Below are 24971 nucleotides of genomic sequence, written 5' to 3' on the forward strand. Positions count from 1 at the left end.
AGGATCACCCGGGAACGTTCACCGTGCCGTGGTGAAGCTGACCACCTTCGGCGCGCGGACGACGGCGCGCGCGATCTCGCGCCCGTTCAGTGCACGGACGACCTTTTCGTCAGCGCGCGCCCGCGCCTCGAGCTCGTCGGCGGAGATCTTCGCGGAGACGCTCAGCGTGCCGCGCACCTTGCCGTCGATCTGCACGACGGCCGTGACCGACTCCTCGACGAGGAGCGTCGGGTCGGGCTGACGCCACACCGCGAGGCCGACGAACGGCTGGTAGCCCAGCAGCGACCACATCTCCTCGGCGGAGTGCGGGGCGAACAGGTCCAGCACCATGGCGATGGCCTCCGCTGCCTCGCGAACCGCCGGGTCGCCGGCGCCGGCGCCGCTGTCGATGACCTTGCGGGTGGCGTTCACGAGCTCCATGAGGCGTGCGACGACGACGTTGAACTTCGTCTGCTCGACGAGGCCGGGGACGTCGGCCCAGACGCGGTGGGTGACACGGCGCAGGCCGGCGTCGCCCTCGGCCCAGACGACGTCGGTCTCGCTGTCGACGTCCGCGGCGATCCGCAGCGCCCGCGCGAGGAACTTCGCGGCCCCCGTGGTCGAGACGTCGGCCCAGTCCTTGTCGTCCTCCACGGGACCGGCGAAGGCGAGCGCGACGCGCAACACGTCGGCGCCGTGGGCTTCGAGCTCGTCCTGGAAGAGCACGAGGTTCCCCTTGCTCTTCGACATCTTCGCGCCGTCGAGGATCACCATGCCCTGATTGATCAGGCTCGAGAAGGGCTCCGTGAACTCCACGAGCCCCATGTCGAAGAGCGCCTTGGTGATGAAGCGCGCGTAGAGCAGGTGGAGGATCGCGTGCTCGACGCCGCCGATGTAGAAGTCGACCGGCCCCCACTTGTCGGCCTCGCGCGCCGCGAACGCCTGCGTGGGATCGTTCGGCGAGAGGAAGCGCAGGAAGTACCACGAGCTGTCGACGAACGTGTCCATCGTGTCGGGGTCGCGGCGCGCCGGCTCACCCGTCTCGGGATCGGTCGTCGTGACCCACTCGGTCGCCCCGCCGAGCGGGGACGTGCCCTTCGGGGTCAGATCCAGCCCATCGACCGAAGGGAGCTGCACCGGCAGCTGGTCGGCCGGAACCGGCAGGATGCGCCCGTCGTCCGTGTGGACCATCGGGATGGGCGTCCCCCAGAACCGCTGACGCGAGATGAGCCAGTCGCGGAGCCGGTACGTCTTCGCTCCGCGGCCGGTGCCGCTCGCCTCGAGCTGCTCGATGGCACGCGCGATCGCGTTGCGCTTGCTGAGCCCATCGAGCGCTCCGGAGTTGATCATGCGACCATCGCCGGTGAGCGCGATTCCGGTGCGCACCGGGTCGACGTCGTCGAGACCGGCGCCCGGGTCGATGGGAACGCCGTCGTCGTCGAGCTCGATCACCGGCATCGCGCCGGTCACCGGCGCTGTGGTGTCGACGACGACGCGCACCGGCAGGTCGAAGGCGCGGGCGAAGTCGAGATCACGCTGGTCGTGCGCCGGCACGGCCATGACCGCGCCGTGGCCGTAGTCCGCGAGCACGTAATCCGCGGCCCAGATCGGGAGGCGCTCGCCGTTGATCGGGTTGACGGCGTACCGGTCGAGGAACACACCGGTCTTCGGCCGATCCGCGGTCTGTCGGTCGATCTCGCTGGTCTTCTGGACGGTCTGCAGATAGTCGCCGAATCGCTTCTGGACCTCGGCGGACGAACCGGCCGCGAGCTCGGCGGCGAGGTCCGAGTCGGGGGCGACGACCATGAACGTCGCGCCATGGAGCGTGTCGGGACGGGTCGAGAAGACGGTGACCTTCTCGTCCCGGCCCTCGATGGCGAAGTCGATGTCGGCCCCGACGGAACGGCCGATCCAGTTGCGCTGCATCTGGATGACCTTCTGCGGCCAGAACCCCTCGAGCTGGTTCAGGTCGTCGAGGAGGCGGTCGGCGTAGTCGGTGATCTTGAAGTACCACTGCGTCAGCTTCTTCTTCACGACCTCGAAGCCGCAGCGTTCGCAGTGACCGTCCACGACCTGCTCGTTCGCGAGGACCGTCTGATCGTTGGGGCACCAGTTGACCGGGCTCTCCTTGCGGTAGGCCAGGCCCTTCTCGTGCAGCTTCTGGAACAGCCACTGGTTCCAGGTGTAGTACTCGGGGTCGCTCGTGTGGAGCACGCGGCTCCAGTCGAACGAGACGCCGTACTCGTGCAGGCTCGACTTCTGCTGCGCGATGTTGTCGTAGGTCCACGCCCGCGGGTCGGCGCCGCGCTTGATGGCGGCGTTCTCGGCCGGCAGGCCGAAGCTGTCCCAGCCGATCGGGTGCAGCACGTTGTAGCCCCGGTGACGCCAGAAGCGCGCCACGATGTCGGAGTAGAGGTAGTTCTCGGCGTGCCCCATGTGCAGGTCGCCGGAGGGGTACGGGAACATCGCGAGGACGTACTTACGGGGACGGGTGTCGGCGTCGCCGCCCGCGCGGAACGGGTCTGCGTCGGCCCACGCCCGCTGCCATCTCGCCTGGATGGCGTGGGCGTCGAAGGCGGAGTTCTCGGGCAGCGCGGCGCGATCAGTCGGGTTACCGGTCACCGGTGGTCCTATCTGGGAAGTGCGGGGAACGCGCCGGGGGCGCGGCTTCCCAGGCTACCGGACCCGTTCCGCCCACCGGGGCGGCAGCGACGCCCCCAGGGCGGCGAGCGGAGCGCGGGCCTTCACCGCGACCTCCGCGACCTCCTCATCCGCGTTCGAGAGCCACGTGATCCCGCCGCCGGCACCGACGTAGGCGCCGCCCGGATGGAAGACGACACTGCGGATCACCATCGCCAGGTCAGCCGCGGAACCGTCCGCGCCCACCCAACCGAAACACCCGGCGTAGGCGCCGCGCGGGGCGCCCTCGAGTCCGTGGAGGAGCGTCATGGCCGACAGCTTCGGCGCCCCGGTCATGCTGCCCGCCGGGAACGTCGCCGACAGCAGGTCGGCGAACGCGGTCCCCGGATCCAGCGTCCCGACGACCGTGCTCACGAGCTGATGCACGGCCGGGTAGGACTCGACCGTCAGCAGCTTCTCGACCACGACGCTGCCCGGGCGGCACACGCGCTGCAGGTCGTTGCGCATGAGGTCGACGATCATGACGTTCTCCGCCCGCTCCTTCGGGCTCGACAGAAGATCGGCGGCGAGTCGGTCGTCGGCGACGCGATCCTCCCCCCGGGGCCGCGTCCCCTTGATCGGGCTCGTCCGCACCAGATCGTCGTCGACCTGGATGAATCGCTCCGGGCTCGCGCTCGCGAGGGCGGAGCGGCCGATCCTGATGAGGCCGCCGTGATGTGACGAGGTCGCCGCCCGCAGGCGGAGGAAGACGTCGAGGGGGTCGATGGCCGCGGCATCCGTCACGCTGAAGCGCGTCGTGAGGCAGAGCTGGTAGGCGTCGCCCCGCCGGATGGCCGCGCGGCAGTCCCCGATGAGCTCGGCGTAGCGATCGGGTGCGACACGCGCCTCCGCGGTGCGCTGGGGCGCCGGAGCGGGCCGGGTGGCGAGGGAGGCCGTTCCCCGTTCGACCCACCCCGCCGCTTCGGTGGCGAAGGCATCGATCTCGCGGGGCTCGGCCACGAGCCAGCACTCGCGATGCTCGTGGTCGAACGCGACGAGGCGGGTCACCCGCATCCACGCGCTCGCGGGAGCCGTGGCATCGACTCGGGCGGGAGCACCGGCGAGCAGGGCCGCCGCGTCGTACGACTCCCAGCCCACCCAGCCGCCGAGGAACGGACCGGCGGGAGACGTGGGCACCCGGCCGGTCCGGGATGCCGAGGCGAACGACACGTCGGGCCGGTCGTCCGGCTCGCCGACACCGACCCAGCTCCAGCCGCCGGTGGCGTCGACGCCGCCGTCGAGCCAGAAGGCGTGCGAGTTCACGATTCCCGCGAAGACGGTGGCGGGGTCGGTCCAGGCGACGCGCTGGTGCGTCGCAGGGGTATCGGGCACGATCCCAGGCTAGAGGCGTGGCATCCCCCGTAGGCTCGGAGGGTGAACGAGATCCTCGATGGGATTCTGAACACGGTGCAGAGCATCGACCCCGTGCTGCGGACGATCGTCGCGGGGATCGCCATCATGCTCGAAACCAGTGTGCTCATCGGACTGATCGTTCCCGGCGACACCGTCGTCATCGTCGCGGCCACCGCCGTGGACGGTGTGGGCGAGGGAATCGTCCTCGCAGCGGTCGTGGTCGTCGGCGCCCTCACCGGTGAGAGCATCGGCTTCTTCCTCGGACGGTGGCTCGGTCCCCGGTTCCGGTTCTCGCGTCTGGGCCGGCGCATCGGCGAGCGGAACTGGGTGCGCTCGGAGCTGTATCTGCGCCGCCGCGGGGGGCCGGCGATCTTCCTCTCGCGCTTTCTCCCCATCCTCCATTCGCTCGTCCCGCTCACGGTCGGCATGAGCGGCTACTCGTACCGCCGCTTCCTCGCCTGGACGACTCCGGCGTGCATCATCTGGTCGTCGCTCTACGTCGGGGTCGTCGCCGCTGCGGCGAACACGTACCGCGAGGTCTCCGACAACATCCAGTACGCGGGCTATCTCTTCGTCGCCGTGATCGTCGCATTCCTGCTGCTCGTGGTCCTGATCAAGAAGACGATCTCGCGGCGGGAGGCCCGCCACCTCGCCACCGCGCGTGATGCCTCGCCCGACGGCGATGGCATGAAAGACTGAACCGATGCCATCGACACCGCGGAAGAACATCCTCTGGCTCGCGCGCGTCGAGCGGCGATTCCACTCCTGGCGCGAGCGCCGTGCACGAGCACGCGGGCAGCGCCCGACGGTCGCCGCATTCCCGGGGTACGGCGGCGAGGGCTGGGTCCGCGTCCTCGGCCGCGTCCTCATCGCGCCGAAGGTCAAGCCCCTCGGCGGCGGCGAGTACGCCAGCGTCCGCGGGTGGCGCAGCTTCGCCTCGGTGCCCGTCGCCTTCGCGCAGGTGAGCATCGAGGTCGACGGCGTCACGCACGACGTGGTCGCCGACCGCGGCGGTGTGATCGACGTCGAGCTGCCGGGTGACCTCACCCCCGGCTGGCAGACGATCTCGATGTCCGTCGAGGGATCGGATGTCATCGAGACCCGCGTCTTCATCGTCTCGTCCGACGTCGACTTCGGCATCGTGTCGGACATCGACGACACCGTGATGGTGACCGCCCTCCCCCGCCCGTTCGTCGCCGCCTGGAACTCCTTCGTCCTCGACGAGCACGCGCGGCAGCCGGTCCCCGGCATGGCCGTCATGCTCGAGCGGCTCACCCGCGACCGGCCCGGCACCCCCGTGATCTACCTGTCGACGGGCGCCTGGAACGTCGCCCCGACGCTCATGCGTTTCCTGCGCCGCCACCTCTTCCCCTCGGGACCGATGCTCCTCACCGACTGGGGCCCGACCCACGATCGCTGGTTCCGCAGCGGACAGGACCACAAGGCGGAGAATCTGCAGCGCCTCGCGAAGGAGTTCCCGCATATCCGCTGGCTGCTCGTCGGCGACGACGGTCAGCACGACGACGCGCTCTACACGGCGTTCGCGAGCGAGCACCCCGACCGCGTCCGCGGGGTGGCGATCCGCCGGCTCTCCCCCGCCGAGGCCGTGCTCGCGGGTGGTCGTACGGCTGTCAACGACCACGCCGCGGCCGACGTGCCGTGGGTGACCGGCTCGGACGGCGCCGCGCTCCTCGATCGCCTCACCGACGTCGGGGTCCATCCGGGCACCTGACGCCGCCTCATCGGGCACGGTGTCGGCGGCCCCGCGTACGCTGGAGTGATGTGCGGTCGATTCGTGGTGGCTCGTGTCGGCTCCGAGCTCGCCGGAGTGCTGCGTGCCGACGTCGTCGCCGACGACCTGCCCGCTCCCTCGTTCAACATCGCGCCGACGGCGCGGGCGGCGATCGTGCTCGACTCGGCCAAGACCGAGCCGCCGACCCGCCGCATCGCCGCCGCGCGATGGGGGCTCGTTCCCCCGTGGGCGAAGGACCCCTCGATCGGGTCCCGCGCGTTCAACGCACGGTCCGAGGAGGCTGCCGACAAGCCGATGTTCCGCGGCGCCCTCGCCGCGCGCCGCGCCGTGATCCCGGCATCCGGCTATTACGAATGGCGGACGGATGCCGGCGGCAAGACGCCGTTCTACATCCGCCCCGAAGCCGACGAGCCGCTGCTGCTCGCCGGGCTGTACGAGTGGTGGAAGGACGACGCGCGCGCCGCGGACGACCCGCAGCGTTGGCTGCTGAGTTTCACGATTCTCACGCGGGATGCCGTCGGTGAACTCGGATCCATCCATGACCGGATGCCGTTGTTCATCGACGCCGATCACGCCGACGTGTGGCTCGACCCGACCACCGAGTATGCCGGAGACCTGCTCGACGCCGTCGTCGATGCCGCGCCGGCTCGTGCCGACGAGCTGATCGCCGTTCCGGTCGGCAAGGCCGTCGGGAACGTGCGCAACGACGACCCGTCGCTCATCGACCCCGTCGACGGGACGACAGCGGCGACCGCAGCGGACGGCGCTGCGTCGAGCGCGTCGAGCGCGGAGTGATGCTCGGGCCCGCGCGCGCGGTCGTCGCCGTCCCGGCGTCGGAATGGCGAGGGCTCGCGGAGACGCACGACGAACGCGCACTCGCGCTGACGTCGGCACACCGCCGTCGGGCTTCCCGCGGCGAGAAGCATCCGGTCGAGGACTTCCTCTTCACGTACTACTCCTACAAGCCCGCGGTTCTCCGCCGGTGGCACCCGGGCATCGGCGTCGTGCTCGAGGATGCCGACGAGCGCCGCGCCTGGCGGTGGTACGCGCCGGTCGGCGACACGGGAGCGGTCGTCGACGACCCGCGTTTCCGCGACGAGAGAGGCCAGCTGTACCGCGGTGTCGTGGGGCTGCTTCGCGCCACACGGGCACGGACCGCTCAGTTCGGCTGCTTCGGCCTCCACGAATGGGCGATGGTCTACCGAGCCGATCACCTACGGCACGACCTCCCGCTGCGATTGGGGCCGGCCGGTACCGACGAGGTCGTCGCCGCCTCCGAGCTGCGCTGCACCCATTTCGACGCCTTCCGCTTCTTCACCGCGGAGGCCGTCCCGCGCAATCGAGAGGTACTCGATCGAGTCGGCGTCAGCGCTCGGGAACAGCCCGGCTGCCTGCACGCCGGTATGGACGTCTACAAGTGGATCGTCAAGCTCGGCCCGCTCGTTCCCGGCCACCTCCTCCTCGACGCGTTCGAACTCGCGCGCGACATCCGCGAGCTCGACATGCGCGCCTCGCCGTACGACCTGACCGGCTGGGGCTACGCACCGGTGCCCATCGAGACCGCGGAGGGCAAGGCTCGCTACGTGCGCGAGCAGCGCGCGCTGAGCGAGCGCTCGCAGCTCCTGCGAGGCGCCGTCCTGGACGCCGTCGGTGTTCCGGACGGCGCCGCCGACGATGTCGTCGCGTGATGCCTGGCCTCGGTGCGAAGACCGCCCCTGATGCGTCCATGTCGGTGAGGCGCTGAGTTCGTGGACACCCTGGGCATCGATCTCGCCGCCGCCCCCGCCGGTACGGCGGGGGCGCTGATCTCCTGGCGGAACGGGGAGGCCACCCTCACCGATCTCCGGGTCGGCCTCGATGACGCGGACATCGTCGAGCTGGCGGATGCCGCCGACGTCGTGGGGATCGACTGTCCGCTCGGCTGGCCGGACTCCTTCGTCGCGTTCGTCTCCGCGCACGCGCACGGCGTCACGGACCCGCGAGAGGTCGACGGCGGTCCCGAGTGGCGCCGGTCCCTCGCCTACCGGGTGACGGATTTCGTCGTGCACGAGAAGACGAACCGCTGGCCGTTGAGCGTCTCCACCGATCGCCTCGGTGTGACCGCGCTCCGTTGCGCGGGTCTCCTCCACCGCCTGCGCCCCGACGGGCCCCCGCTCCGCCGCTCGGGCGAGGACGGCGTCTTCGAGGTCTACCCCGGTGCTGCGCTTCGTGGCTGGGGGTTCGACACGCGCGGCTACAAGACGTCGCATTCGGCGCGCGAGACGCTGATCGGGCGCCTGCACGCGGAGGCACCGTGGCTCACGCTCGGTCCTCTCGAACGACTGATGGTCAGCTCGGCCGACGCGTTCGATGCCGTCATCGCATCACTCGCGACGCGCGCCGCCGGCCGCGGTCTCTTCGAGAGGCCGAGTACTGCTCACCTCGAGGCTGCGCGCCGGGAGGGCTGGATCGCGCTTCCGGAGGGGCCGCTCGCTCGCCTCGTGCGAGGAACCACAGATCAGGACTGAAAACCAAGAAGCCCCCCGATGAACCGGGGGGCTTTCGGTGGACCTGAGGGGACTCGAACCCCTGACCCCCTGCATGCCATGCAGGTGCGCTACCAGCTGCGCCACAGGCCCTCGTTCCCGCTCTCGCGGCAACTCGTCTAGCTTACTACATCGTCGGACGTGCTCCCGACCACGGCGAGCTCCACGGGGATGACCGGGCAGTCCTTCCACAGGCGCTCGAGCCCGTAGTAGATCCGCTCCTCGTCGTGGAAGACGTGGACGACGAGGTCACCGAAGTCGATCAGCACCCAGCGCGACTCGGTGCGGCCCTCACGGCGCAGACGCTTGTGACCGGCCTCGAGCATTGCCTCCTCGACCGCGTCCGCGATCGCGGCGACGTTCCGCTCGCTGCTGCCGCTGACGAGCAGGAACGCGTCGACCAGGGGCAGCGGCTGCGACACGTCCAGGGCGACGAGGTCCTCGCCTCCCTTGCTGTCGGCGGCCGCGGCGGCGATGCCGACCATCTCGATGACTGCGGGTGATGACATGACTTACACTCCTGTGGCCAGCGCGTAGATGAGGACGCCCACCAGCGCGGCGGCGAGCACGCCGGCCGTGATGGCAAGGGCGAACATCCAGCGACTGCCCTTCTCCGGCGCCGGCGGACGGATGACGTCCTCGGCGCTCTTGATCGTGGAGATCGCCGCGCTCGCGGCGATCGGTGTGGGTGACGAGGACGCGGGGAGCTCGCCGTCGATGAGAACGGCGTCCACCTCCTTGCCGTCGGCGGAACCGGGCACGACGCCCGTCGAGCCGTAGTTCTCGGGAAGCGCGAAAGTCCCCGTGATGAGCACTTCGCCCGTCGCGGTCACCGGGGCGACGAGGGGTCCGTCATCCGGCGACTGCGTGAGGATGAGCGCGTTCGGCGCGGTGAACGCGCCGGTCGCGGCAGCGCTGCGGGAGATCAGCTGGTCGAAGGACGCCGGCACGTCCCCCCCGGGCGCGGCGGCGATGTCTCCGCTCAGCAGGGCGGCACCGAGATCCTCGGAGACCACGTGGCGCTCTTCGTCGACATCGTCTTCGGCCGGCACCGGCTCGTCGTCGAGGATCGTCGGCTCGCGCTCCGCTGCCTCGCCGTCGTCGGCCACGGTGGACTCGACGTCGGCTGCCGTGCGCTCGTCTCCGGCGACGATCGGTTCGTCCTCGTCGGACGCGTCCTCACCCTCGCCGGACGACCCGGAGAGCAGCTCGTCGACGCTCTCGACGTTCTCGTCGGTGTTGTCGCTCTCGTCGGTCTCGACGCTCTCGTCGGTCTCGACGCTCTCGTCGGTCTCGACGCTCTCGTCGGTCTCGACGCTCTCGTCGGTCTCGACGCTCTCGTCGGTCTCGACGCTCTCGTCGGTCTCGACGCTCTCGTCGGTGTCTTTGCTCTGGTCCGCGCTGTCGTCGCCGGCGACCGCGAGCCGGTCGGCGGCATCCGCCTCCGCCGCCTCCGGCGCGATGATGGGGACCGAGGCGGTTCGGATCTTCTCCTGCTGACGGGCCTGACGACGCGTGAGGGCGGGCGAACCGAGGTCGACCGAGGGGTCGAACACGGGAACATCGGCGATCACGGCATCGTCGGCGGGACGCGGCAGCGGAGCCGACGGTGCGGGTGTCGCTCCCGCCTCGCTCCGACCGCCGGCGAGATCGTCGCCGCGGGAGCCGTCGCTGTCCGCACCCTGGGCCGAGGCGTCGGCATCGGCCTGTTCCGGATCGCCCATGATGATGGGCGTCGACGCGGTGTTGCGCAGTTCGCGCAGCTGCCGACGGGTGAGCTGGGGAGACGACGGTGGCTGGTGCTCGTTCTCGTTCTCGTTCTCGCTCATGCCTTACTCCGATAGAGATGGTGCTTCGCAATGTATTGGACGACCCCGTCGGGAACGAGGTACCACACCGGGTGACCGCGTCCGACGCGCGCCCGGCAATCGGTCGAGGAGATCGCGAGCGCGGGGATCTCGAGAAGACTCACGTCCTCGCTGGGGAGGCCTGCGCTGCTCAGGGTGTGCCCGGGGCGGGAGACCGCCACGAAATGCGCGAGTTCCCAGAGCTCATCATGGTCCCTCCAGCTGAGAATCTGCGCGATCGCATCGGCTCCGGTGATGAAGAAGAAGTCGGCGTCGGGCCGCTGCGCCTTCAGATCGCGGAGTGTGTCGATCGTGTAGGTGGGCCCGTCGCGGTCGATGTCGACCCGACTGACCGTGAACATCGGGTTGGATGCCGTCGCGATCACCGTCATGAGATAGCGATCCTCGCCCGGAGAGACGAACGACTTCTGCCAAGGCGTACCGGTCGGCACGAAGACGACCTCGTCGAGATCGAAGGACTGCGCCACCTCGCTCGCGGCCACGAGGTGACCGTGGTGGATCGGGTCGAACGTGCCGCCCATCACGCCGATGCGCGGCGCACGTGTTCCCGTCATGGATGCGACCTCAGTGGTGGCCGTTCCCCGACTGCGTGAGCTGCGGCGCGTGCTTCGCGGCGTAGGCCTCGGCCTTGCCCGCGTGGCGGTTGGACACGTTGCGGTACGACAGGGTGACGAGACCGAGGCTCAGGAAGATCACGAGCGCGATCACTCCGAAGATCATCGTCTCCGCCTGCACATTGCCGTGGTGCTCGGTCTGCTCAGCGGCGATGGCGGCGATCGTGGCGAGGGTCATCGGGGCTCCGTTCGGTTTCGCGCGGCGGCGCTCGTCCTAGTTTAGGCGGTCAGGCGCGGGTCTGCCCGGCGCCGCGCGCGAGCCACTTCGTGCTGGTCAATTCGGGAAGGCCCATCGGCCCACGGGCGTGCAGCTTCTGCGTCGAGATGCCGACCTCGGCACCGAAGCCGAACTCGCCGCCGTCCGTGAAGCGCGTCGAGGCGTTCGCCATGACGACAGCGGCATCCACCTCTGCGAGGAAGCGCTCCGCGTTGCCGTCGTCGGCGGTGATGATCGACTCGGTGTGCATCGTCGAATACCGGCGGATGTGCGCCAGCGCCTCGTCGAGATCGTCCACGACGCGCATCGAGAGGTCGAGGCTCATGTGCTCGGTCCCCCAATCCGCGTCGACGGCCGGGACGGCGTCCGGCACGAGTCGCTGCACCTCGGCGTCGCCGTGCACCGTCGCACCCGCCTCGACCAGGGCGCCGGCGACGGCGGGGATGAGCCGCTCCGCGGCCGCGCGCACGACGAGGACGGTCTCCACCGCGTTGCAGACGCTCGGGCGCTGGACCTTCGCGTTGACGACGATGTCGCGTGCCCAGTCGAGGGGGGCCGATTCGTCGAGCACGATGTGCACGACACCCGCGCCGGTCTCGATGACCGGCACGGTCGACTCCGTCACGACGGTCTCGATCAGCTGCGCGCTTCCCCGCGGCACGAGGACATCGACCAGTCCGCGCGCGCGCATCAGCGCGCGAGCGCCCTCGCGCCCGAAGTCGTCGACCGTCTGGATGCCGTCGGGATCCACGCCTTCGCTCTCGAGCGCGGAGCGCATCGCGCGGACGAGAGCGGCGTTCGTCTCGAGCGCCGCCGACCCGCCGCGCAGCGCCACCGCGTTGCCCGAGCGCAGCGCCAGCGCCGTGATGTCGACGGTGACGTTCGGACGCGCCTCGTAGATGGACGCGACGACGCCGAACGGCACCGACACCTTCTGGAGCCGCACCCCGCTCGGAAGGAAGCGCTCGTCGATGACCCGACCGACCGGGTCGGGCAGCGCGGCGACGGAGCGCACCGCGTCCGCGAGGGCGACGATGCGATCACGATTCAGGAGGAGACGATCGCGCAGGCCCGCGGCGATCCCGTCGGCGTCACCGCGTTCGAGATCGACCGAGTTCGCGGCGACGATGTCCTCCGACGCGGCGACGATCTCATCCGCGATGCGCGCGAGCACGGCGGCCTTCCGCTCGTCGCTCAGCAGGCCGATCTGGCGCGCGGCTCGGCGCGCCGCGTGCAGGCGCTCCGAGACGCCGGAGACAACGGTGCTCATGGCCCCAGTCTAGTGACGGCGGTTCAGCCGGCCGGCACGGTGACCGTGCCGGTCGCCACGTGCGGCGGCGCGGCCGGGTCGGCCTCGAACCACGTGCCGATGTCGGCACCGGCGAGGGCCTGATCGGCGAGGTCGATACTCGTCACGAGTGCTGCCACCCCGCCGGCGGCGGCGAGCCGCGCAGCGGACGCCTTGGTGGCAGCGCCGCCGGTCCCGACGCTGTTGACGACGGTGGCGCCGAACTCGTACCCGCTGAGGTCATCGGAGAACGGGACCTCATGGATCGGACGAGCGTCGGGCTCGCTCGGCGGCCGGGTGTACAGGCAGGCGATGTCGCTCAGCAGCACGAGGGCATCGGCGCCGATCAGCCGGGACACGAGTGCCGCGAGCCGGTCGTTGTCGCCGAAACGGATCTCGTGGGTCGCGACGGTATCGTTCTCGTTGACGATCGGCAGGATGCGCAGACCGAGCAGACGCTCCATCGCCCGACGGGCGTTGGAGCGATGGGTCGGGTCCTCGAAGTCCCCCGCGGTGAGAAGGACCTGACCGGCGACGATCCCGAACTCGCGGAGGGCGTTCTGATAGCGGTAGACCAGGACGTTCTGACCGACGGCGGCCGCCGCCTGCTGTGTCGCGAGATCGGTGGGTCGCTCCTCGAGGCGAAGGTACGGCATCCCCGTCGCGATCGCTCCCGACGACACGAGGACGACTTCCGTCCCCCGCGCGTGCGCGGCCGCGAGAGCATCCACGAGCGACTCGATCTTGTCGGCGTTCGCGCCGCTGATCGACGACGAGCCGACCTTCACCACGACACGACGCGCACCGCTCAGCTCGGAGCGCGAGTTCAGGCTCACGCCTCGCCCTCGTCGACACCTCGTTCGTCGGCGGGTCGCGCCTTCTCGGCGCGTCGTTCGGCTTCGAGCTCTGCCCGTGCCTCTGCCTTGGCGTCCATCCGCTCGTGGTAGCGATCGCGGCGCTCGCTCGAGGTGCGGCGAGTGCTCATGTCCAGACGCGGGTCGGTGCCGCGCGGCGCGGTCATGAGCTCGGCCGCAGAGGAGAGCGAGGGATGCCAGTCGAAGACGATTCCGTCGCCCTCGCCGATCACGACGGTCGAACCCGGTGCCGCGCCGGCACGGAAGAGCTCGTCTTCGACGCCGAGCTTGTCGAGGCGGTCGGCGAGGAAGCCCACCGCCTCCTCGTTCTGGAAATCGGTCTGCTGGACCCAGCGCACCGGCTTGGCTCCGAGGATCCGATAGATGTTGCCGTACGTGCCGCCTTCGACGCGCACCGTGAACTCGCGCTCCGACCCCTTCGGCCGGATGACGACGCGCTCGGCCTGCGGCTGCTCTGCCACCGCTGCGCGGTGTTCCGCGACGAGCTCGGCCATGGCGAAGGACAGTTCCCGCAGGCCGTGGCGGCTGACCGTCGAGACCTCGAAGACGCGGTAGCCGCGCGCCTCCAGATCGGGGCGCACGAGGTCGGCCAGATCGCGCGCCTCGGGCACGTCGGTCTTGTTCAGAGCGATGAGCTGCGGGCGCTCGAGCAACGGCACCTGCCCCTCGGGGACGGGGTACGCGCCGAGTTCGGCGAGGATGACGTCGAGGTCGGTGAGCGGATCGCGCCCCGGTTCGAGGGTCGCGCAGTCCAGCACATGGACGAGGGCCGAGCACCGCTCGACGTGACGGAGGAACTCCAGTCCGAGGCCGCGTCCTTCGCTCGCGCCTTCGATGAGCCCCGGGACATCGGCGATCGTGTAGCGGACATCGCCCGCCTGAACGACGCCGAGGTTCGGGTGGAGCGTCGTGAACGGATAATCGGCGATCTTGGGGCGTGCCGCCGAGACCGCGGCGACGAGGCTCGACTTGCCCGCGGAGGGGAATCCGACGAGGGCGATGTCGGCGACGACCTTCAGCTCGAGCTGGACATCGCCCTCCCACCCGGGGGTGCCGAGAAGAGCGAAGCCGGGTGCTTTGCGCTTCGGCGAGGCGAGCGCGGCGTTGCCGAGGCCGCCTTGGCCGCCGGGAGCGGCCACGAAGCGCATGCCGGGAGTGACCATGTCGACGAGCGTCTCGCCGTTCGGGTCCTTCACGACCGTTCCGACGGGAACCGGCAGCTCGAGGTGCTCCCCCGCGGCACCGGCGCGATTGTCGCCCATGCCGAAGCCCCCGTTGCCGCCGGAGCGGTGGGGCGAGTGGTGATACGACAGCAGCGTCGTCACCTGGGGGTCGGCGACGAGGACGACGTCGCCGCCGCTGCCGCCGTTGCCGCCATCGGGGCCGGCGAGGGGCTTGAACTTCTCACGGCGCACCGAGACGCAGCCGTTGCCGCCCTTGCCCGCACGCAGGTGCAGTGTCACGCGGTCGACGAACGTCACCATCTGGTGCCTCCTGAAAACAGGGCGAGGGGCGAGCCGAAGCCCGCCCCTCGCCGCGAAGTGGTCTGTACCGAGTTACTCGGCGGCCGCCACGATGTTGACGACCTTGCGGCCGCCCTTCGTGCCGAACTCGACAGCGCCCGCCGCGAGAGCGAACAGCGTGTCGTCGCCACCGCGGCCGACGTTGGCGCCCGGGTGGAAGTGCGTGCCGCGCTGGCGGACGAGGATCTCGCCGGCGTTGACGGCCTGACCGCCGAAGCGCTTCACGCCGAGGCGCTGAGCGTTGGAGTCACGACCGTTGCGGGTGGAGCTTGCGCCCTTTTTGTGTGCCATCTCTGCGTCTCCCTGGCTTACTTGATGCCGGTGATCTTGACGCGCGTGAGGTCCTGACGGTGGCCCTGGCGCTTCTTGTAGCCGGTCTTGTTCTTGAACTTCTGGATCACGATCTTCGGGCCGCGCTCCTCGCCGAGGACCTCAGCGGTGACAGTGACCTTCGCGAGCTTGTCGGCGTCGGTCGTCACGGCGTCGCCGTCGACGAGGAGGACGGCGGGAAGCTCGAGCTTGTCGCCGACCGAGGCCGCCTGACGGTCCAGGACGACGATCGTGCCGACCTCGACCTTTTCCTGACGGCCGCCGGCGCGCACAACTGCGTAAACCACTTCACACCTGTTTCTTCTGTGGAGCGCTCGGCTCCGATTGTCTTTGCGAGACTCTGTCCGTGCAGGACGGGGAAGTCTTGGTGCCGACGACCACAGCCGTCCTGTACGAGTCGATCCGCGGCCGGAGGCCGGCGAACTCGGTGCACCAAGGGTCCACTTTACCGGATGCCGCGACATCCGGCAAAAGCTCGCCCGGGTGTGTCGCGGGCCGCCCGATGTCCCGCCTCGCGTTCGTAGGATCGGAGGGTGGCCATCCTCATCGACGCACCCCGGTGGCCGGCGCACGGTCGGCTGTGGTCGCACCTGGTCAGCGACACCAGCCTCGATGAGCTGCACGCATTCGCTCGCGCGCACGATCTCCCCGGCCGCAGCTTCGATCTCGATCACTACGACGTGCCCGACGCCGCCTTCGACCGTCTCGTGGCCGGCGGGGCGGAGTTCGTCTCCGGAGGTGAGCTCGTGCGGCGGCTCATCGGCTCGGGACTCCGCATCACGGCACGCGAACGCCGCGGGCGCTGATCGCGCACCCGCGGCGTTCGACGGCGATCAGTTCTCGGTCGCGGGTGCGGTGGAGACCGGCGTACCGCTCAGTCCGGCGGTGGTGACGCGACGACGGCCGCGCCCCTGACCGGGCGCCTTGGGCTCGGGCAGCGCGTTGAGCACCGAGTCCAGGAGCAGATCCTTCTCCGTGCGCGGCGTCTTCGGCTCGGTCTTCTTGCGCCGCGGCTTCTTGGGCCGCTCCGCGGGAGCCTGCTCGGCCTCGACGACGACGGGCGCGTCGGTCGCGGCATCCTCGATCGCCGACGGATGGATCGTCGAGGCGGCGATCTGGGCGAGCGCGCTCTTCGCACCTTCGGTGATCGTGTGCGTGCCGCCGCCCGCGGGCGCAGCCGCCGGAGCGTTGCCGCGGCCGCCGCGACGGCCGGAGCCGTTGCCGTTCTGAGACGAAGGACCACGGTGCTTCACGACCGGATCGTGGTGCACGATGACCCCCCGGCCGGCGCAGACGTCGCACGCCTCGCTGAAGGTCTCCAGGAGACCCAGCCCGAGCTTCTTGCGGGTCATCTGGACGAGACCCAGCGACGTCACCTCCGCGACCTGGTGCTTCGTCCGGTCGCGGCTCAGGCATTCGATCAGTCGCCGCAGGACGAGGTCGCGGTTGGACTCGAGCACCATGTCGATGAAGTCGACGACGATGATGCCGCCGATGTCGCGAAGCCGGAGCTGTCGCACGATCTCCTCGGCCGCCTCCAGGTTGTTCTTCGTGACCGTCTCCTCGAGGTTGCCGCCCGAGCCGACGAACTTGCCGGTGTTCACGTCGACGACCGTCATGGCCTCGGTTCGGTCGATGACGAGTGATCCACCCGACGGCAGCCAGACCTTCCGGTCGAGCGCCTTCTCGATCTGCTCCGTGACGCGGAACGCGTCGAAGGGGTCCTGCTCGTCCTCGTACTTCTCGATGCGCTCGAGCAGGTCGGGCGCGACGCCCGTGAGGTAGGCGGTGATGGTGGCGTGCGCGTCATCGCCCTGGATGAGCATGCGCGAGAAGTCCTCGTTGAACACGTCGCGGACGATCTTGACGAGGAGGTCGGGCTCGCTGTGCAGCAGCGCGGGCGCCTGCTGCTTCTCGACCTGCGAGCTGATGTGCTCCCACTGCGACGTCAGACGCTGCACGTCGCGGGTGAGCTGCTCCTCGGTCGCGCCCTCCGCGGCCGTGCGGACGATGACGCCGCTCGATTCGGGCAGCACCTCCTTGAGGATGCGCTTGAGGCGCGCGCGCTCGGTGTCGGGGAGCTTCCGCGAGATGCCGTTCATGGCGCCGCCGGGGACGTACACGAGGTATCGGCCGGGGAGCGAGATCTGACTGGTCAGGCGTGCGCCCTTGTGCCCGACGGGGTCCTTCGTGACCTGCACCAGCACGCGGTCGCCCGACTTCAGCGCGAGTTCGATGCGCCGCGGCTGGTTGCCGGTCTCGACGGCATCCCAGTCGACCTCGCCCGAGTAGAGCACAGCGTTGCGTCCGCGGCCGATGTCGACGAAGGCCGCCTCCATGCTCGGCAGCACGTTCTGCACGCGGCCGAGGTAGACGTTGCCGATGAGCGACGCGTCCTGGTTCCGCGCGACGTAGTGCTCCACGAGCACGTTGTCCTCGAGCACGGCGATCTGGATGCGGCCGTTCTTCGAACGCACGATCATGACGCGGTCGACGGCCTCGCGGCGTGCGAGGAACTCCGCCTCGGTGACGACCGTGCGGCGACGACCGGCCTCACGGCCGTCGCGGCGACGCTGCTTCTTGGCCTCGAGACGGGTCGACCCCTTGATGCGCTGGGGCTCGGTGATCAGCTCGACGGCACGCTGGCGGGGCTGCTGCTCGTCGGTGTCTCCCGATCCGCCGCGACGACGGCCGCGGCGGCGCGAGGACGAGCCGGCGGCGACGCCCGTTCCGGCATCGTCGTCGTCCTCCTCGTCGATCCGTGCGGGAAGCGGCACGACCTCCGGGGCGTAGAAGTGCAGCGCGGTCGACACGGCCGAGACGAACTCGGCCGGCAGGAGACCGAGCGACACGGCCGTGACCGGCGCCGCCTCCTCCGGAGCGGGCTCATCCGCGGGAGCGGGCTCCTCCGCGGGAGCGGGCTCCTCCGCGGGAGCGGGCTCCTCCGCGGGAGCGGGCTCATCCGCGGGAGCGGGCTCATCCGCGGGAGCGGGCTCATCCGCCGGGGCGGGCTCATCCGCGGGAGCGGGCTCATCCGCCGGGGCGGGCTCATCCGCCGGAGCGGGCTCATCCGCCGGAGCGGGCTCCTCCGCCGGAGCGGGCTCCTCCGCCGGAGCGGGCTCCTCCGCCGGAGCGGGCTCCTCCGCCGGAGCGGGCTCCTCCGCCGGAGCGGGCTCCTCCGCCCGAGCTTCATCCTGCGGCGCCTCGTCAGCGTCCGTGGCCCGTCCGCTGTCGATGTGCTCCTCGGTGGCGTCGATCGAGGCGACCGCCGCCGCGAGCTCCGCCGCTGCGGGGTCTACCGGCTCGGCCGGGTTGTCGGACTCATTGACGTCGTTGCGATCATCGGCCATCACTGGCGTACTCCTCTTCGGACGGCACCGCGCGCCATCCGGCAATTCTCTGGCGGCGCCGCTCCGGAAGGACGAGCCGCGAACTCACTCGGTGTGCAGCCGGCTCTCGGCGCGGTCTGCGATGGGCATCCGTTGCCCGAAGTCTCAGCTGATGCGGTTCGCGACGCGGCCGCGATTGTGCATCGACGACCAGTATCGCATCTCGCGCGCCGGAGTGTGGGACCCGCCCGTCTCGGCTCTCTCGGCGGACGCATCGACGCCGATGGGATAATCGCGATCATGGCCGCTCCCCGCACGCATCACCGACCGGTCGCCCTCGCCATCTGGCTCATCGCCGCCGGTGTCATCGGGTGGATCGCGGCCTTCGCGCTGACCGCCGAGCGCATCCACCTGCTGCAGAATCCGAGCGATTCGGCATCCTGCGACTTCAACATCGTCGTGCAGTGCGGCGCCAATCTCGCGTCGCCGCAGGGATCGGTGTTCGGCTTCCCCAATCCGCTGCTCGGACTGACCGGCTGGGTCGCGCCGATCGTGGTGGGTGCGGCGGTCCTCGCGGGCGCCCGGTTCGCGCGATGGTTCTGGATGCTGTTCTGGGCCGGCATGGCGTTCGCCTTCGGCTTCATCGTGTGGCTGATCTCGCAGAGCATCTTCTCGATCGGAACGCTCTGCCCGTGGTGCATGGTCACCTGGTTCGTCACGATTCCGAGCTTCTACGCGGTGACGCTGCACCTGCTGCGCTCGGGGGTCGTCCCCCTCTCGCGCCGCGCCCGCGAGGTCGCGGGCACACTGAGCGGCTGGGTGCCGCTGATGGCCGTGCTCAGCTACGTGGCCATCGCGGTGATTGCTCAGATCCGCCTCGACTGGCTCAGCTTCCTCTGACCCCACGACAAAGCCCGCGAGCCGATCGCGCGATGCGGATCGACTCGCGGGCTGGATGCCGCGAGCTGCTCGTCAGCCGAACCAGATCCCCAGCTCGCGCGCCGCGGACTCCGGGCTGTCGGAGCCGTGGACGAGGTTCTGCTGGACGGCGAGGCCCCAGTCACGACCGAGGTCGCCGCGGACGGTGCCGGGTGCGGCCGTCGTCGGGTCGGTCGTACCGGCGAGGGATCGGAAACCCTCGATGACACGGTTGCCCGCGAGGCGGATGGCGACCGACGGGCCGCTCTGCATGAACTCCAGGAGGGGCTCGTAGAACGGCTTGCCCGCGTGCTCGGCGTAGTGCTTCTCGAGGCGTTCGCGGTCGGGCTCGACCAGACGGATGTCGACCAGGGCGTAGCCCTTCGCCTCGATGCGGGCGAGGATCGCGCCGGTGAGGCCGCGAGCGACGCCGTCGGGCTTGACGAGGACGAGGGTCTCTTCGGTGGGCATGGTCATTCTCCGTTCGTTCGGTCGGCTGCCAGAGCCGCATTGCGGCGGTCCAGCGCCGACCCCTTGATCGTCGCATACGCGTACATGCCGCCGAAAATGAGCGCGACGATCGCGAGCGCGGGCACGAGGAAGGCCCCGAGTGCGAGGATCACCTGCAGCGCCCAGCCGAGGGCGATCCCCCAGCGGTGACGGAGCAGACCGGCCGTGAGGATCATCACGACGGCCAGGACCGAGCCGACGACGACACCCCACCAGGCCGGGACGGCGGCGGGCAGCGGGTCGAGTCCGTACACGGTGAGTCCGCCGAGGAAGACGACGACCGACTCGAATCCGAGGACGACCGAGCCCAGCGACTCGGCGGCGCCACGGCGCCGACGCGACCGGCTCACGCCTGCCACCCCGACTTCCAGTCCTCCGCCGCGGCGAGGGCGATGGCCTCTCCCGCGAGCACGACCGACCCCGCGATCGCGACGGCGCGGCGCTCCCCGGCGGCCGCCCATTCGCGCGCGGCCTCGGCCGCCTCCATCAGATCGCGGTGCTCGGTGACGGCGAGACCCTGCGCCTCGGCCAGGTCGGCCACGAGGCTCGCCTCGGAGGCCCGCTCGGAGTCGGGCGCGGTCGCGAACACGTGCGCGGCCAGCGGGGCCAGCTCGGCGACGATGCCCGCGGCATCCTTGTCGCCGAGCACACCCAGCACGATGCCCCACGAATCGAAGTCGAACGACTCGCGGAGGGCCGCGGCGAGAGCGCGCGCGCCGTGCGGGTTGTGCGCGCTGTCGACCAGTACGGTGGGCGCCACCCCGAGCAGCTGCAGGCGTCCGGGAGAGGTCACCGCGCCGAGCCCATCGGCCACGACCTCGGGATGCAGCGGCTGATCGTCCGCGCCGATGAGCGCCTCGACGGCCGCCACCGCGAGAGCGGCGTTCTCGGCCTGGTGCGCCCCGTAGAGCGGCAGGTACAGCTCCGGATAGTCGCCGGCGCGTCCCCGCACGCTCACCTGCTGTCCGCCCACGGCGAGACTGTGCCCGGTGAGACCGAACCCCTCGCCGGCGATCGCGAGCGTCGCACCGACCTCGTCGGCTCGGCGGCGGAGGGCCGCGAGGGCCTCGGGGCGCTGCACCGCCGATACCGCGACGGCGCCCGGCTTGATGATGCCGCTCTTCACCTCTGCGATCTCCGCGATCGTGTCGCCGAGACGGTCCGCGTGATCGAGATCGATCGGGCCGATCACCGCGACGTCGCCGTCGGCCGTGTTCGTGGAATCCCATGCCCCACCCATCCCGACCTCGATCACGGCGACATCGACCGGCGCGTCGGCGAAGGCGACGAAGGCGAGAACAGTGAGGAGTTCGAAGAAGGTCAGCGGCGCGTCGCCGGCGGCATCCAGCTCGGCGTCGACGAGGTCGACGAAGGGCGAGATCTCCTCCCAGGCCTCCGCGACCGCGGCGTCGGCGATCGGCTCGCCGTCGACCATGATGCGTTCGGTGAAGCGCTCGAGGTGGGGGCTGGTGAACAGCCCTGTCCGCAGCCCGTGGGCGCGCACGATGCTCTCGATCATCCGGCTCGTCGAGGTCTTGCCGTTGGTGCCGGTGACGTGGACGACGCGGTAGGTCCGCTGCGGGTCGTCGAGGAGCTCGAGCACGCGGCGGGTGCGCTCGACGCGCGGCTGCACCCACTGCTCGCCCTGTCGCTGCAGGAGCGCCGCGTACACGGCGTCGGCTCGGGCCTGGTCGGTCATGCGTCGTCTCCGATCCGGGTGACGTCCACGTCGAACGCCCCCTCGTTGGCGAAGTCCCCCGCCGCGAAGGTCTCGGTGTGCGAGCCGAGCGGCGCCGTCTCCTGGCCCACCAGCACGGTGATCCCGTCGACCGCGAGGGTCTCGTCGGCGATCCGCTGCAGCAGCTCGCCGCTGCGGATCGCGGCGGCGTCGTCGGGCGATTGGAACGCGAGCACGAGACGGATGCGGTCGCTGACGTCGAAGCCGGCGGCCTTGCGTGTGTCCTGCACGGCGCGCACGACGTCGCGCGCGAGCCCCTCCGCCTCGAGCTCCGGTGTCGTCGTCGTGTCGAGCAGGACGAACCCGCCGCCCGAGAGCAGCGCGATCGCTGTGCCCTCGGCGACGCCGCCGGCCTCGAGGGTGAGCTCGTACTCCCCCGCCTCGAGTGCGACGCCGTCCACGACGACCACCCCGTCCTGCTCGCTCCACAGCCCCGCGCGGGCACCGGCGATGACGTGCTGCACCTGCTTGCCGAGCCGGGGGCCCGCGGCGCGGGCGTTCACCGACAGTCGCTGAGTGATGCCGTACGAGGCTGCGAGGTCGTCGGCCAGTTCGGCCAGGGAGACGGCCTTGACGTTGAGCTCGTCGCGCAGGATGTCCTCGAACTGCGCGAGCGCCGCGGCATCCGTCACCGCGACCGTCAGCTGCGGCAGCGGCAGCCGGACGCGCTTGCCCTCCTTCTTCCGCAGGGCGTTGGCGACCGACGACACCTCGCGGACGGCGTCCATCGCGGTGCGGATGTCGCTCGCCGGGGCGAATGCGTCGGCGTCGGGCCAGTCCTCCAGGTGGACACTGCGTCCCCCGGTGAGTCCCTGCCAGATGCGCTCGCTGACGAGCGGAAGGAGCGGTGCGGCGACGCGCGTGAGGGTCTCGAGCACCGTGTAGAGCGTGTCGAACGCCTCGGTCGCGGTGGTGTCGCCGGCCTCTGCGCCCTGCCAGAAGCGGTCACGCGAACGGCGGATGTACCAGTTCGTGAGCGCCTCGGCGAAGTCCCGCAGCTTGGCAGCGGCCATCGTCGAATCGAGCGCCTCGAGATCGGCCGCGACGTCGCGCACCAGGTCGCCCGTGAGCGCGAGGATGTAGCGATCGAGCACGTTCGTCGAATCGGTGCGCCAGCGAGCCTCGTACCCGCCGCCCCCGGGCCCGCCGGCGGCGTTGGCGTACGTCGCGAAGAAGTACCAGGTGTTCCACAGCGGCAGCAGGAACTCCCGGACGCCCGCCCGGATGCCCTCCTCGGTCACGACGAGGTTGCCGCCGCGCAGCACCGACGACCCCATGAGGAACCACCGCATGGCATCGGAGCCGTCGCGGTCGAAGACCTCCGACACGTCGGGATAGTTCCGCAGCGACTTCGACATCTTCTGCCCGTCGCTGCCGAGCACGATGCCGTGGCAGGCCACGCCCGAGAAGGCCGGACGGTCGAACAGGGCGCCGGAGAGCACGTGCATGACGTAGAACCAGCCGCGGGTCTGCCCGATGTACTCGACGATGAAGTCCGCGGGCGCGTGCTCGTCGAACCACGCGCGGTTCTCGAACGGGTAGTGCACCTGGGCGTAGGGCATCGACCCCGAGTCGAACCACACGTCGAAGACGTCCTCGATGCGGCGCATCGTGGAGCGTCCCGTCGGGTCGTCGGGGTTCGGCCGGGTCAGCTCGTCGATGAACGGGCGGTGGAGGTCGACCTCGCCCGCCTCGTTGCGCGGCAGGCGGCCGAAATCGCGCTCGATGTCGGCGAGCGACCCGTAGACGTCCGTCCGCGGGTACGCGGGGTCATCGCTCTTCCACACCGGGATGGGCGACCCCCAGAAGCGGTTGCGGCTGATGGACCAGTCGCGCGCTCCTTCCAGCCACTTCCCGAACTGTCCGTGCTTGACGTTCTCGGGCGCCCACGTGATCTGGTCGTTCAGCTCGAGCAGCCGATCCTTGATCGCGGTCACGCGGACGAACCAGCTCGAGACGGCCTTGTAGATGAGGGGGTTCCGGCAGCGCCAGCAGTGCGGGTAGGAGTGCTCGTAGCTGGCCTCGCGCAGCAGGCGTCCCTCCGCCTTCAGCAGTCGGATGAGCGGGCGATTGGCGTCCATCCACAGCTCGCCGGCGACGTCGCTCACCTGCGGCAGGAAGCGTCCGCCGTCGTCGAGGCTCATGATCAGCGGGATGCCGGCGGCCCCGGTCACACGCTGGTCGTCCTCACCGTAGGCCGGGGCCTGGTGGACGATGCCGGTTCCGTCGGTCGTCGTGACGTAGTCGTCGACGAGCACCCGCCAGGCGGAGCCGGTGCCCCAGGTCTCGGCGTCGGCGTAATAGTCGAAGAGCCGGTCGTACTGGACGTCGGCGAGGTCGGCGCCGCGCACCGTGCGCTCGACCGCGTCCCGCGCGTCGTCGGCGGAGGCGTAACCCAGGTCCTTCGCGTGGGCGGCGAGGAGGTCCGCGGCCAGGAGGTACCGGTGGGCGTCGGCCTCGGCACGGTCCTCGTGCACGTCGGAAGCACCCAAAGGCCCGCCGGGAAGGATGACGTAGTCGATGGCCGGGCCGACGGCGAGGGCGAGGTTCGTCGGGAGCGTCCAGGGCGTCGTCGTCCATGCGAGAGCACGCACGCCCGTCAGCCCGAGCGACTCCGCCTTCGCACCGACGAACGGGAAGGTCACCGTCACGGAGGGATCCTGGCGCATCTTGTAGACGTCGTCGTCCATGCGGAGCTCGTGGTTCGAGAGCGGGGTCTCGTCCCGCCAGCAGTAGGGCAGCACGCGGTGGCCCTCGTAGGCGAGGTCCTTATCCCACAGCTCTCTGAAGGCCCACAGCACCGACTCCATGAAGCCGGTGTCGAGCGTCTTGTACCCGCGCTCGAAGTCGACCCATCGCGCCTGCCGCGTGACGTAGTCCTCCCACTCGCGGGTGTACTCCAGCACCGACGACCGGGCCTTCTCGTTGAAGGCGGCGATGCCCATCTGCTCGATCTGGCTCTTCTCGGTGATGCCGAGCTGTTTCATCGCCTCCAGCTCGGCGGGAAGACCGTGGGTGTCCCACCCGAAGACCCGGTCGACCTTCTTGCCGCGCATCGTCTGGAAACGCGGGAAGACGTCCTTCGCGTATCCGGTGAGCAGGTGACCGTAGTGCGGCAGGCCGTTGGCGAAAGGCGGACCGTCGTAGAAGACCCACTCGGGCGCGCCGTCGCGCTGCTGGATCGACGCGCGGAACGTGTCGTCTCGCTCCCAGAAGGCCAGCACGTCGTGCTCGACATCGGGGAAGCGGGGGCTCGGCACGACGCTGTCGGCGGCGGGGCCGAAAGCTGAGGACTTCGGATAGGTCATGGCATCTCTCGCAGGGTCGGACTTCCTGCGAGGACGATCGTGCGACCGCGGTACCACCCCGCTTGCCCCGAAGGGCCTCTCTTCCGACGGCTGTCACGGGCCTGACCCGCTCGGTTCTACTGGGCGGCGAGCCGCTGTTCTTCCGAGAGCTCCCCGGTGATGGC

The 24971-nt window shown here is 70.3% G+C and carries 23 protein-coding genes and 1 tRNA gene; 7 read left to right on the plus strand and 17 right to left on the minus strand.

Going from position 1 to position 24971, the window contains the following annotated elements; all coding sequences use genetic code 11:
• Positions 1-18: 18 nt before the first annotated feature.
• Together leuS and F6B42_RS07270 are read right to left on the minus strand one after the other, a co-directional pair.
• On the minus strand, positions 19-2601 hold the full coding sequence (leuS, locus tag F6B42_RS07265; RefSeq protein WP_150418964.1) for a leucine--tRNA ligase: 2583 nt from the start codon (positions 2599-2601) through the stop codon (positions 19-21).
• A 54-nt stretch (positions 2602-2655) separates the two neighbouring features.
• Complete coding sequence (locus F6B42_RS07270) at positions 2656-3990, minus strand: anthranilate synthase component I family protein (RefSeq protein ID WP_191089299.1); 1335 nt, start codon at positions 3988-3990, stop codon at positions 2656-2658.
• Positions 3991-4032: 42 nt separating this feature from the next.
• On the opposite strand from F6B42_RS07270, the gene F6B42_RS07275 reads away from it, so the two are divergent.
• From F6B42_RS07275 to F6B42_RS07295, 5 genes are read left to right on the plus strand one after another with little or no spacing between them, the layout of a single operon-like run.
• Positions 4033-4710 carry a DedA family protein gene (locus F6B42_RS07275; protein ID WP_150418966.1) on the plus strand — a complete coding sequence of 226 codons (678 nt, stop codon included), beginning with the start codon at positions 4033-4035 and terminating at the stop codon, positions 4708-4710.
• A 4-nt stretch (positions 4711-4714) separates the two neighbouring features.
• Positions 4715-5743, plus strand: a complete 1029-nt coding sequence (locus F6B42_RS07280; RefSeq protein ID WP_150418967.1) for an App1 family protein — start codon at positions 4715-4717, stop codon at positions 5741-5743.
• 48 nt (positions 5744-5791) lie between these two features.
• On the plus strand, positions 5792-6559 hold the full coding sequence (locus tag F6B42_RS07285; RefSeq protein ID WP_150418968.1) for an SOS response-associated peptidase: 768 nt from the start codon (positions 5792-5794) through the stop codon (positions 6557-6559).
• A complete protein-coding gene (locus F6B42_RS07290; protein WP_150418969.1) occupies positions 6559-7452 on the plus strand; it encodes a 3-methyladenine DNA glycosylase in 894 nt (297 codons plus the stop codon). The genes F6B42_RS07285 and F6B42_RS07290 overlap by 1 nt, the downstream gene beginning before the upstream one ends.
• A 60-nt stretch (positions 7453-7512) precedes the next feature.
• Entirely contained in the window at positions 7513-8271 is a 759-nt protein-coding gene (locus F6B42_RS07295; RefSeq protein ID WP_150418970.1) for a DUF429 domain-containing protein, read from the plus strand.
• 38 nt (positions 8272-8309) lie between these two features.
• On the opposite strand, the gene F6B42_RS07300 is transcribed toward F6B42_RS07295, so the two are convergent.
• From F6B42_RS07300 to rplU, 10 genes are all read right to left on the minus strand, one after another.
• A tRNA-Ala gene (locus F6B42_RS07300) sits at positions 8310-8382 on the minus strand.
• Positions 8383-8408: 26 nt separating this feature from the next.
• On the minus strand, positions 8409-8798 hold the full coding sequence (gene rsfS / locus F6B42_RS07305; protein WP_150418971.1) for a ribosome silencing factor: 390 nt from the start codon (positions 8796-8798) through the stop codon (positions 8409-8411).
• Between the two features lie 3 nt (positions 8799-8801).
• Positions 8802-10118, minus strand: coding sequence for a hypothetical protein (locus tag F6B42_RS07310; protein WP_150418972.1), 1317 nt, complete (start codon positions 10116-10118; stop codon positions 8802-8804).
• Complete coding sequence (nadD, locus tag F6B42_RS07315) at positions 10115-10711, minus strand: nicotinate-nucleotide adenylyltransferase (RefSeq protein WP_150418973.1); 597 nt, start codon at positions 10709-10711, stop codon at positions 10115-10117. The genes F6B42_RS07310 and nadD overlap by 4 nt, the downstream gene beginning before the upstream one ends.
• Before the next feature lie 10 nt (positions 10712-10721).
• The gene (locus F6B42_RS07320; RefSeq protein ID WP_150418974.1) at positions 10722-10949 is read right to left on the minus strand and encodes a hypothetical protein; all 228 of its coding nucleotides are present in this window, start codon (positions 10947-10949) and stop codon (positions 10722-10724) included.
• Between the two features lie 49 nt (positions 10950-10998).
• On the minus strand, positions 10999-12258 hold the full coding sequence (locus F6B42_RS07325; protein WP_150418975.1) for a glutamate-5-semialdehyde dehydrogenase: 1260 nt from the start codon (positions 12256-12258) through the stop codon (positions 10999-11001).
• Between the two features lie 23 nt (positions 12259-12281).
• On the minus strand, positions 12282-13112 hold the full coding sequence (proB, locus tag F6B42_RS07330; protein ID WP_150418976.1) for a glutamate 5-kinase: 831 nt from the start codon (positions 13110-13112) through the stop codon (positions 12282-12284).
• A complete protein-coding gene (gene obgE, locus F6B42_RS07335) occupies positions 13109-14635 on the minus strand; it encodes a GTPase ObgE (RefSeq protein WP_150418977.1) in 1527 nt (508 codons plus the stop codon). The genes proB and obgE overlap by 4 nt, the downstream gene beginning before the upstream one ends.
• A 72-nt stretch (positions 14636-14707) precedes the next feature.
• On the minus strand, positions 14708-14965 hold the full coding sequence (rpmA, locus tag F6B42_RS07340; RefSeq protein ID WP_023950785.1) for a 50S ribosomal protein L27: 258 nt from the start codon (positions 14963-14965) through the stop codon (positions 14708-14710).
• A 17-nt stretch (positions 14966-14982) separates the two neighbouring features.
• Positions 14983-15291 (minus strand): 50S ribosomal protein L21, encoded by a 309-nt coding sequence (gene rplU / locus F6B42_RS07345; protein WP_191089300.1) that lies wholly within the window; start codon positions 15289-15291, stop codon positions 14983-14985.
• Positions 15292-15537: 246 nt separating this feature from the next.
• Between rplU and F6B42_RS07350 the strand changes: the two genes are divergently transcribed.
• Positions 15538-15810 (plus strand): DUF4031 domain-containing protein, encoded by a 273-nt coding sequence (locus F6B42_RS07350; protein WP_150418978.1) that lies wholly within the window; start codon positions 15538-15540, stop codon positions 15808-15810.
• Between the two features lie 27 nt (positions 15811-15837).
• Here the strand turns inward: F6B42_RS07350 and F6B42_RS07355 are convergent, their stop codons facing one another.
• Complete coding sequence (locus tag F6B42_RS07355; RefSeq protein WP_150418979.1) at positions 15838-18354, minus strand: Rne/Rng family ribonuclease; 2517 nt, start codon at positions 18352-18354, stop codon at positions 15838-15840.
• Between the two features lie 279 nt (positions 18355-18633).
• Between F6B42_RS07355 and F6B42_RS07360 the strand changes: the two genes are divergently transcribed.
• Positions 18634-19233 carry a vitamin K epoxide reductase family protein gene (locus F6B42_RS07360; protein ID WP_150418980.1) on the plus strand — a complete coding sequence of 200 codons (600 nt, stop codon included), beginning with the start codon at positions 18634-18636 and terminating at the stop codon, positions 19231-19233.
• A gap of 72 nt (positions 19234-19305) precedes the next feature.
• Here F6B42_RS07360 and ndk read toward each other — a convergent pair whose 3' ends face one another.
• Genes ndk through ileS form a run of 4 tightly spaced genes read right to left on the minus strand, consistent with a single transcriptional unit; the run spans position 19306 to position 24807 of the window.
• Positions 19306-19722, minus strand: coding sequence for a nucleoside-diphosphate kinase (ndk, locus tag F6B42_RS07365; protein WP_150419553.1), 417 nt, complete (start codon positions 19720-19722; stop codon positions 19306-19308).
• A 2-nt stretch (positions 19723-19724) separates the two neighbouring features.
• Entirely contained in the window at positions 19725-20111 is a 387-nt protein-coding gene (locus F6B42_RS07370) for a DUF4233 domain-containing protein (RefSeq protein WP_223878397.1), read from the minus strand.
• Positions 20108-21460, minus strand: a complete 1353-nt coding sequence (locus tag F6B42_RS07375; protein WP_150418982.1) for a bifunctional folylpolyglutamate synthase/dihydrofolate synthase — start codon at positions 21458-21460, stop codon at positions 20108-20110. The genes F6B42_RS07370 and F6B42_RS07375 overlap by 4 nt, the downstream gene beginning before the upstream one ends.
• The gene (gene ileS, locus F6B42_RS07380) at positions 21457-24807 is read right to left on the minus strand and encodes an isoleucine--tRNA ligase (RefSeq protein ID WP_150418983.1); all 3351 of its coding nucleotides are present in this window, start codon (positions 24805-24807) and stop codon (positions 21457-21459) included. Before ileS ends, F6B42_RS07375 begins: the two co-directional genes overlap by 4 nt.
• Between the last annotated feature and the right edge of the window lie 164 nt (positions 24808-24971).

The sequence above is a fragment of the Microbacterium radiodurans genome (assembly GCF_008710705.1).
GTDB lineage: Bacteria > Actinomycetota > Actinomycetes > Actinomycetales > Microbacteriaceae > Microbacterium > Microbacterium radiodurans.

Excerpts from the sequence above, each read along its gene's own strand:
- F6B42_RS07280 (WP_150418967.1), top strand. The coding sequence starts at position 4,715 with ATGCCATCGACACCGCGGAAGAACATCCTCTGGCTCGCGCGCGTCGAG.
- F6B42_RS07285 (WP_150418968.1), top strand. The coding sequence starts at position 5,792 with ATGTGCGGTCGATTCGTGGTGGCTCGTGTCGGCTCCGAGCTCGCCGGA.
- F6B42_RS07290 (WP_150418969.1), top strand. The coding sequence starts at position 6,559 with ATGCTCGGGCCCGCGCGCGCGGTCGTCGCCGTCCCGGCGTCGGAATGG.
- rsfS (WP_150418971.1), bottom strand. The coding sequence starts at position 8,798 with ATGTCATCACCCGCAGTCATCGAGATGGTCGGCATCGCCGCCGCGGCC.
- F6B42_RS07310 (WP_150418972.1), bottom strand. The coding sequence starts at position 10,118 with ATGAGCGAGAACGAGAACGAGAACGAGCACCAGCCACCGTCGTCTCCC.
- nadD (WP_150418973.1), bottom strand. The coding sequence starts at position 10,711 with ATGACGGGAACACGTGCGCCGCGCATCGGCGTGATGGGCGGCACGTTC.
- F6B42_RS07320 (WP_150418974.1), bottom strand. The coding sequence starts at position 10,949 with ATGACCCTCGCCACGATCGCCGCCATCGCCGCTGAGCAGACCGAGCAC.
- F6B42_RS07325 (WP_150418975.1), bottom strand. The coding sequence starts at position 12,258 with ATGAGCACCGTTGTCTCCGGCGTCTCGGAGCGCCTGCACGCGGCGCGC.
- obgE (WP_150418977.1), bottom strand. The coding sequence starts at position 14,635 with ATGGTGACGTTCGTCGACCGCGTGACACTGCACCTGCGTGCGGGCAAG.
- rpmA (WP_023950785.1), bottom strand. The coding sequence starts at position 14,965 with ATGGCACACAAAAAGGGCGCAAGCTCCACCCGCAACGGTCGTGACTCC.
- F6B42_RS07355 (WP_150418979.1), bottom strand. The coding sequence starts at position 18,354 with ATGGCCGATGATCGCAACGACGTCAATGAGTCCGACAACCCGGCCGAG.
- F6B42_RS07360 (WP_150418980.1), top strand. The coding sequence starts at position 18,634 with ATGGCCGCTCCCCGCACGCATCACCGACCGGTCGCCCTCGCCATCTGG.
- ndk (WP_150419553.1), bottom strand. The coding sequence starts at position 19,722 with ATGCCCACCGAAGAGACCCTCGTCCTCGTCAAGCCCGACGGCGTCGCT.
- F6B42_RS07375 (WP_150418982.1), bottom strand. The coding sequence starts at position 21,460 with ATGACCGACCAGGCCCGAGCCGACGCCGTGTACGCGGCGCTCCTGCAG.
- ileS (WP_150418983.1), bottom strand. The coding sequence starts at position 24,807 with ATGACCTATCCGAAGTCCTCAGCTTTCGGCCCCGCCGCCGACAGCGTC.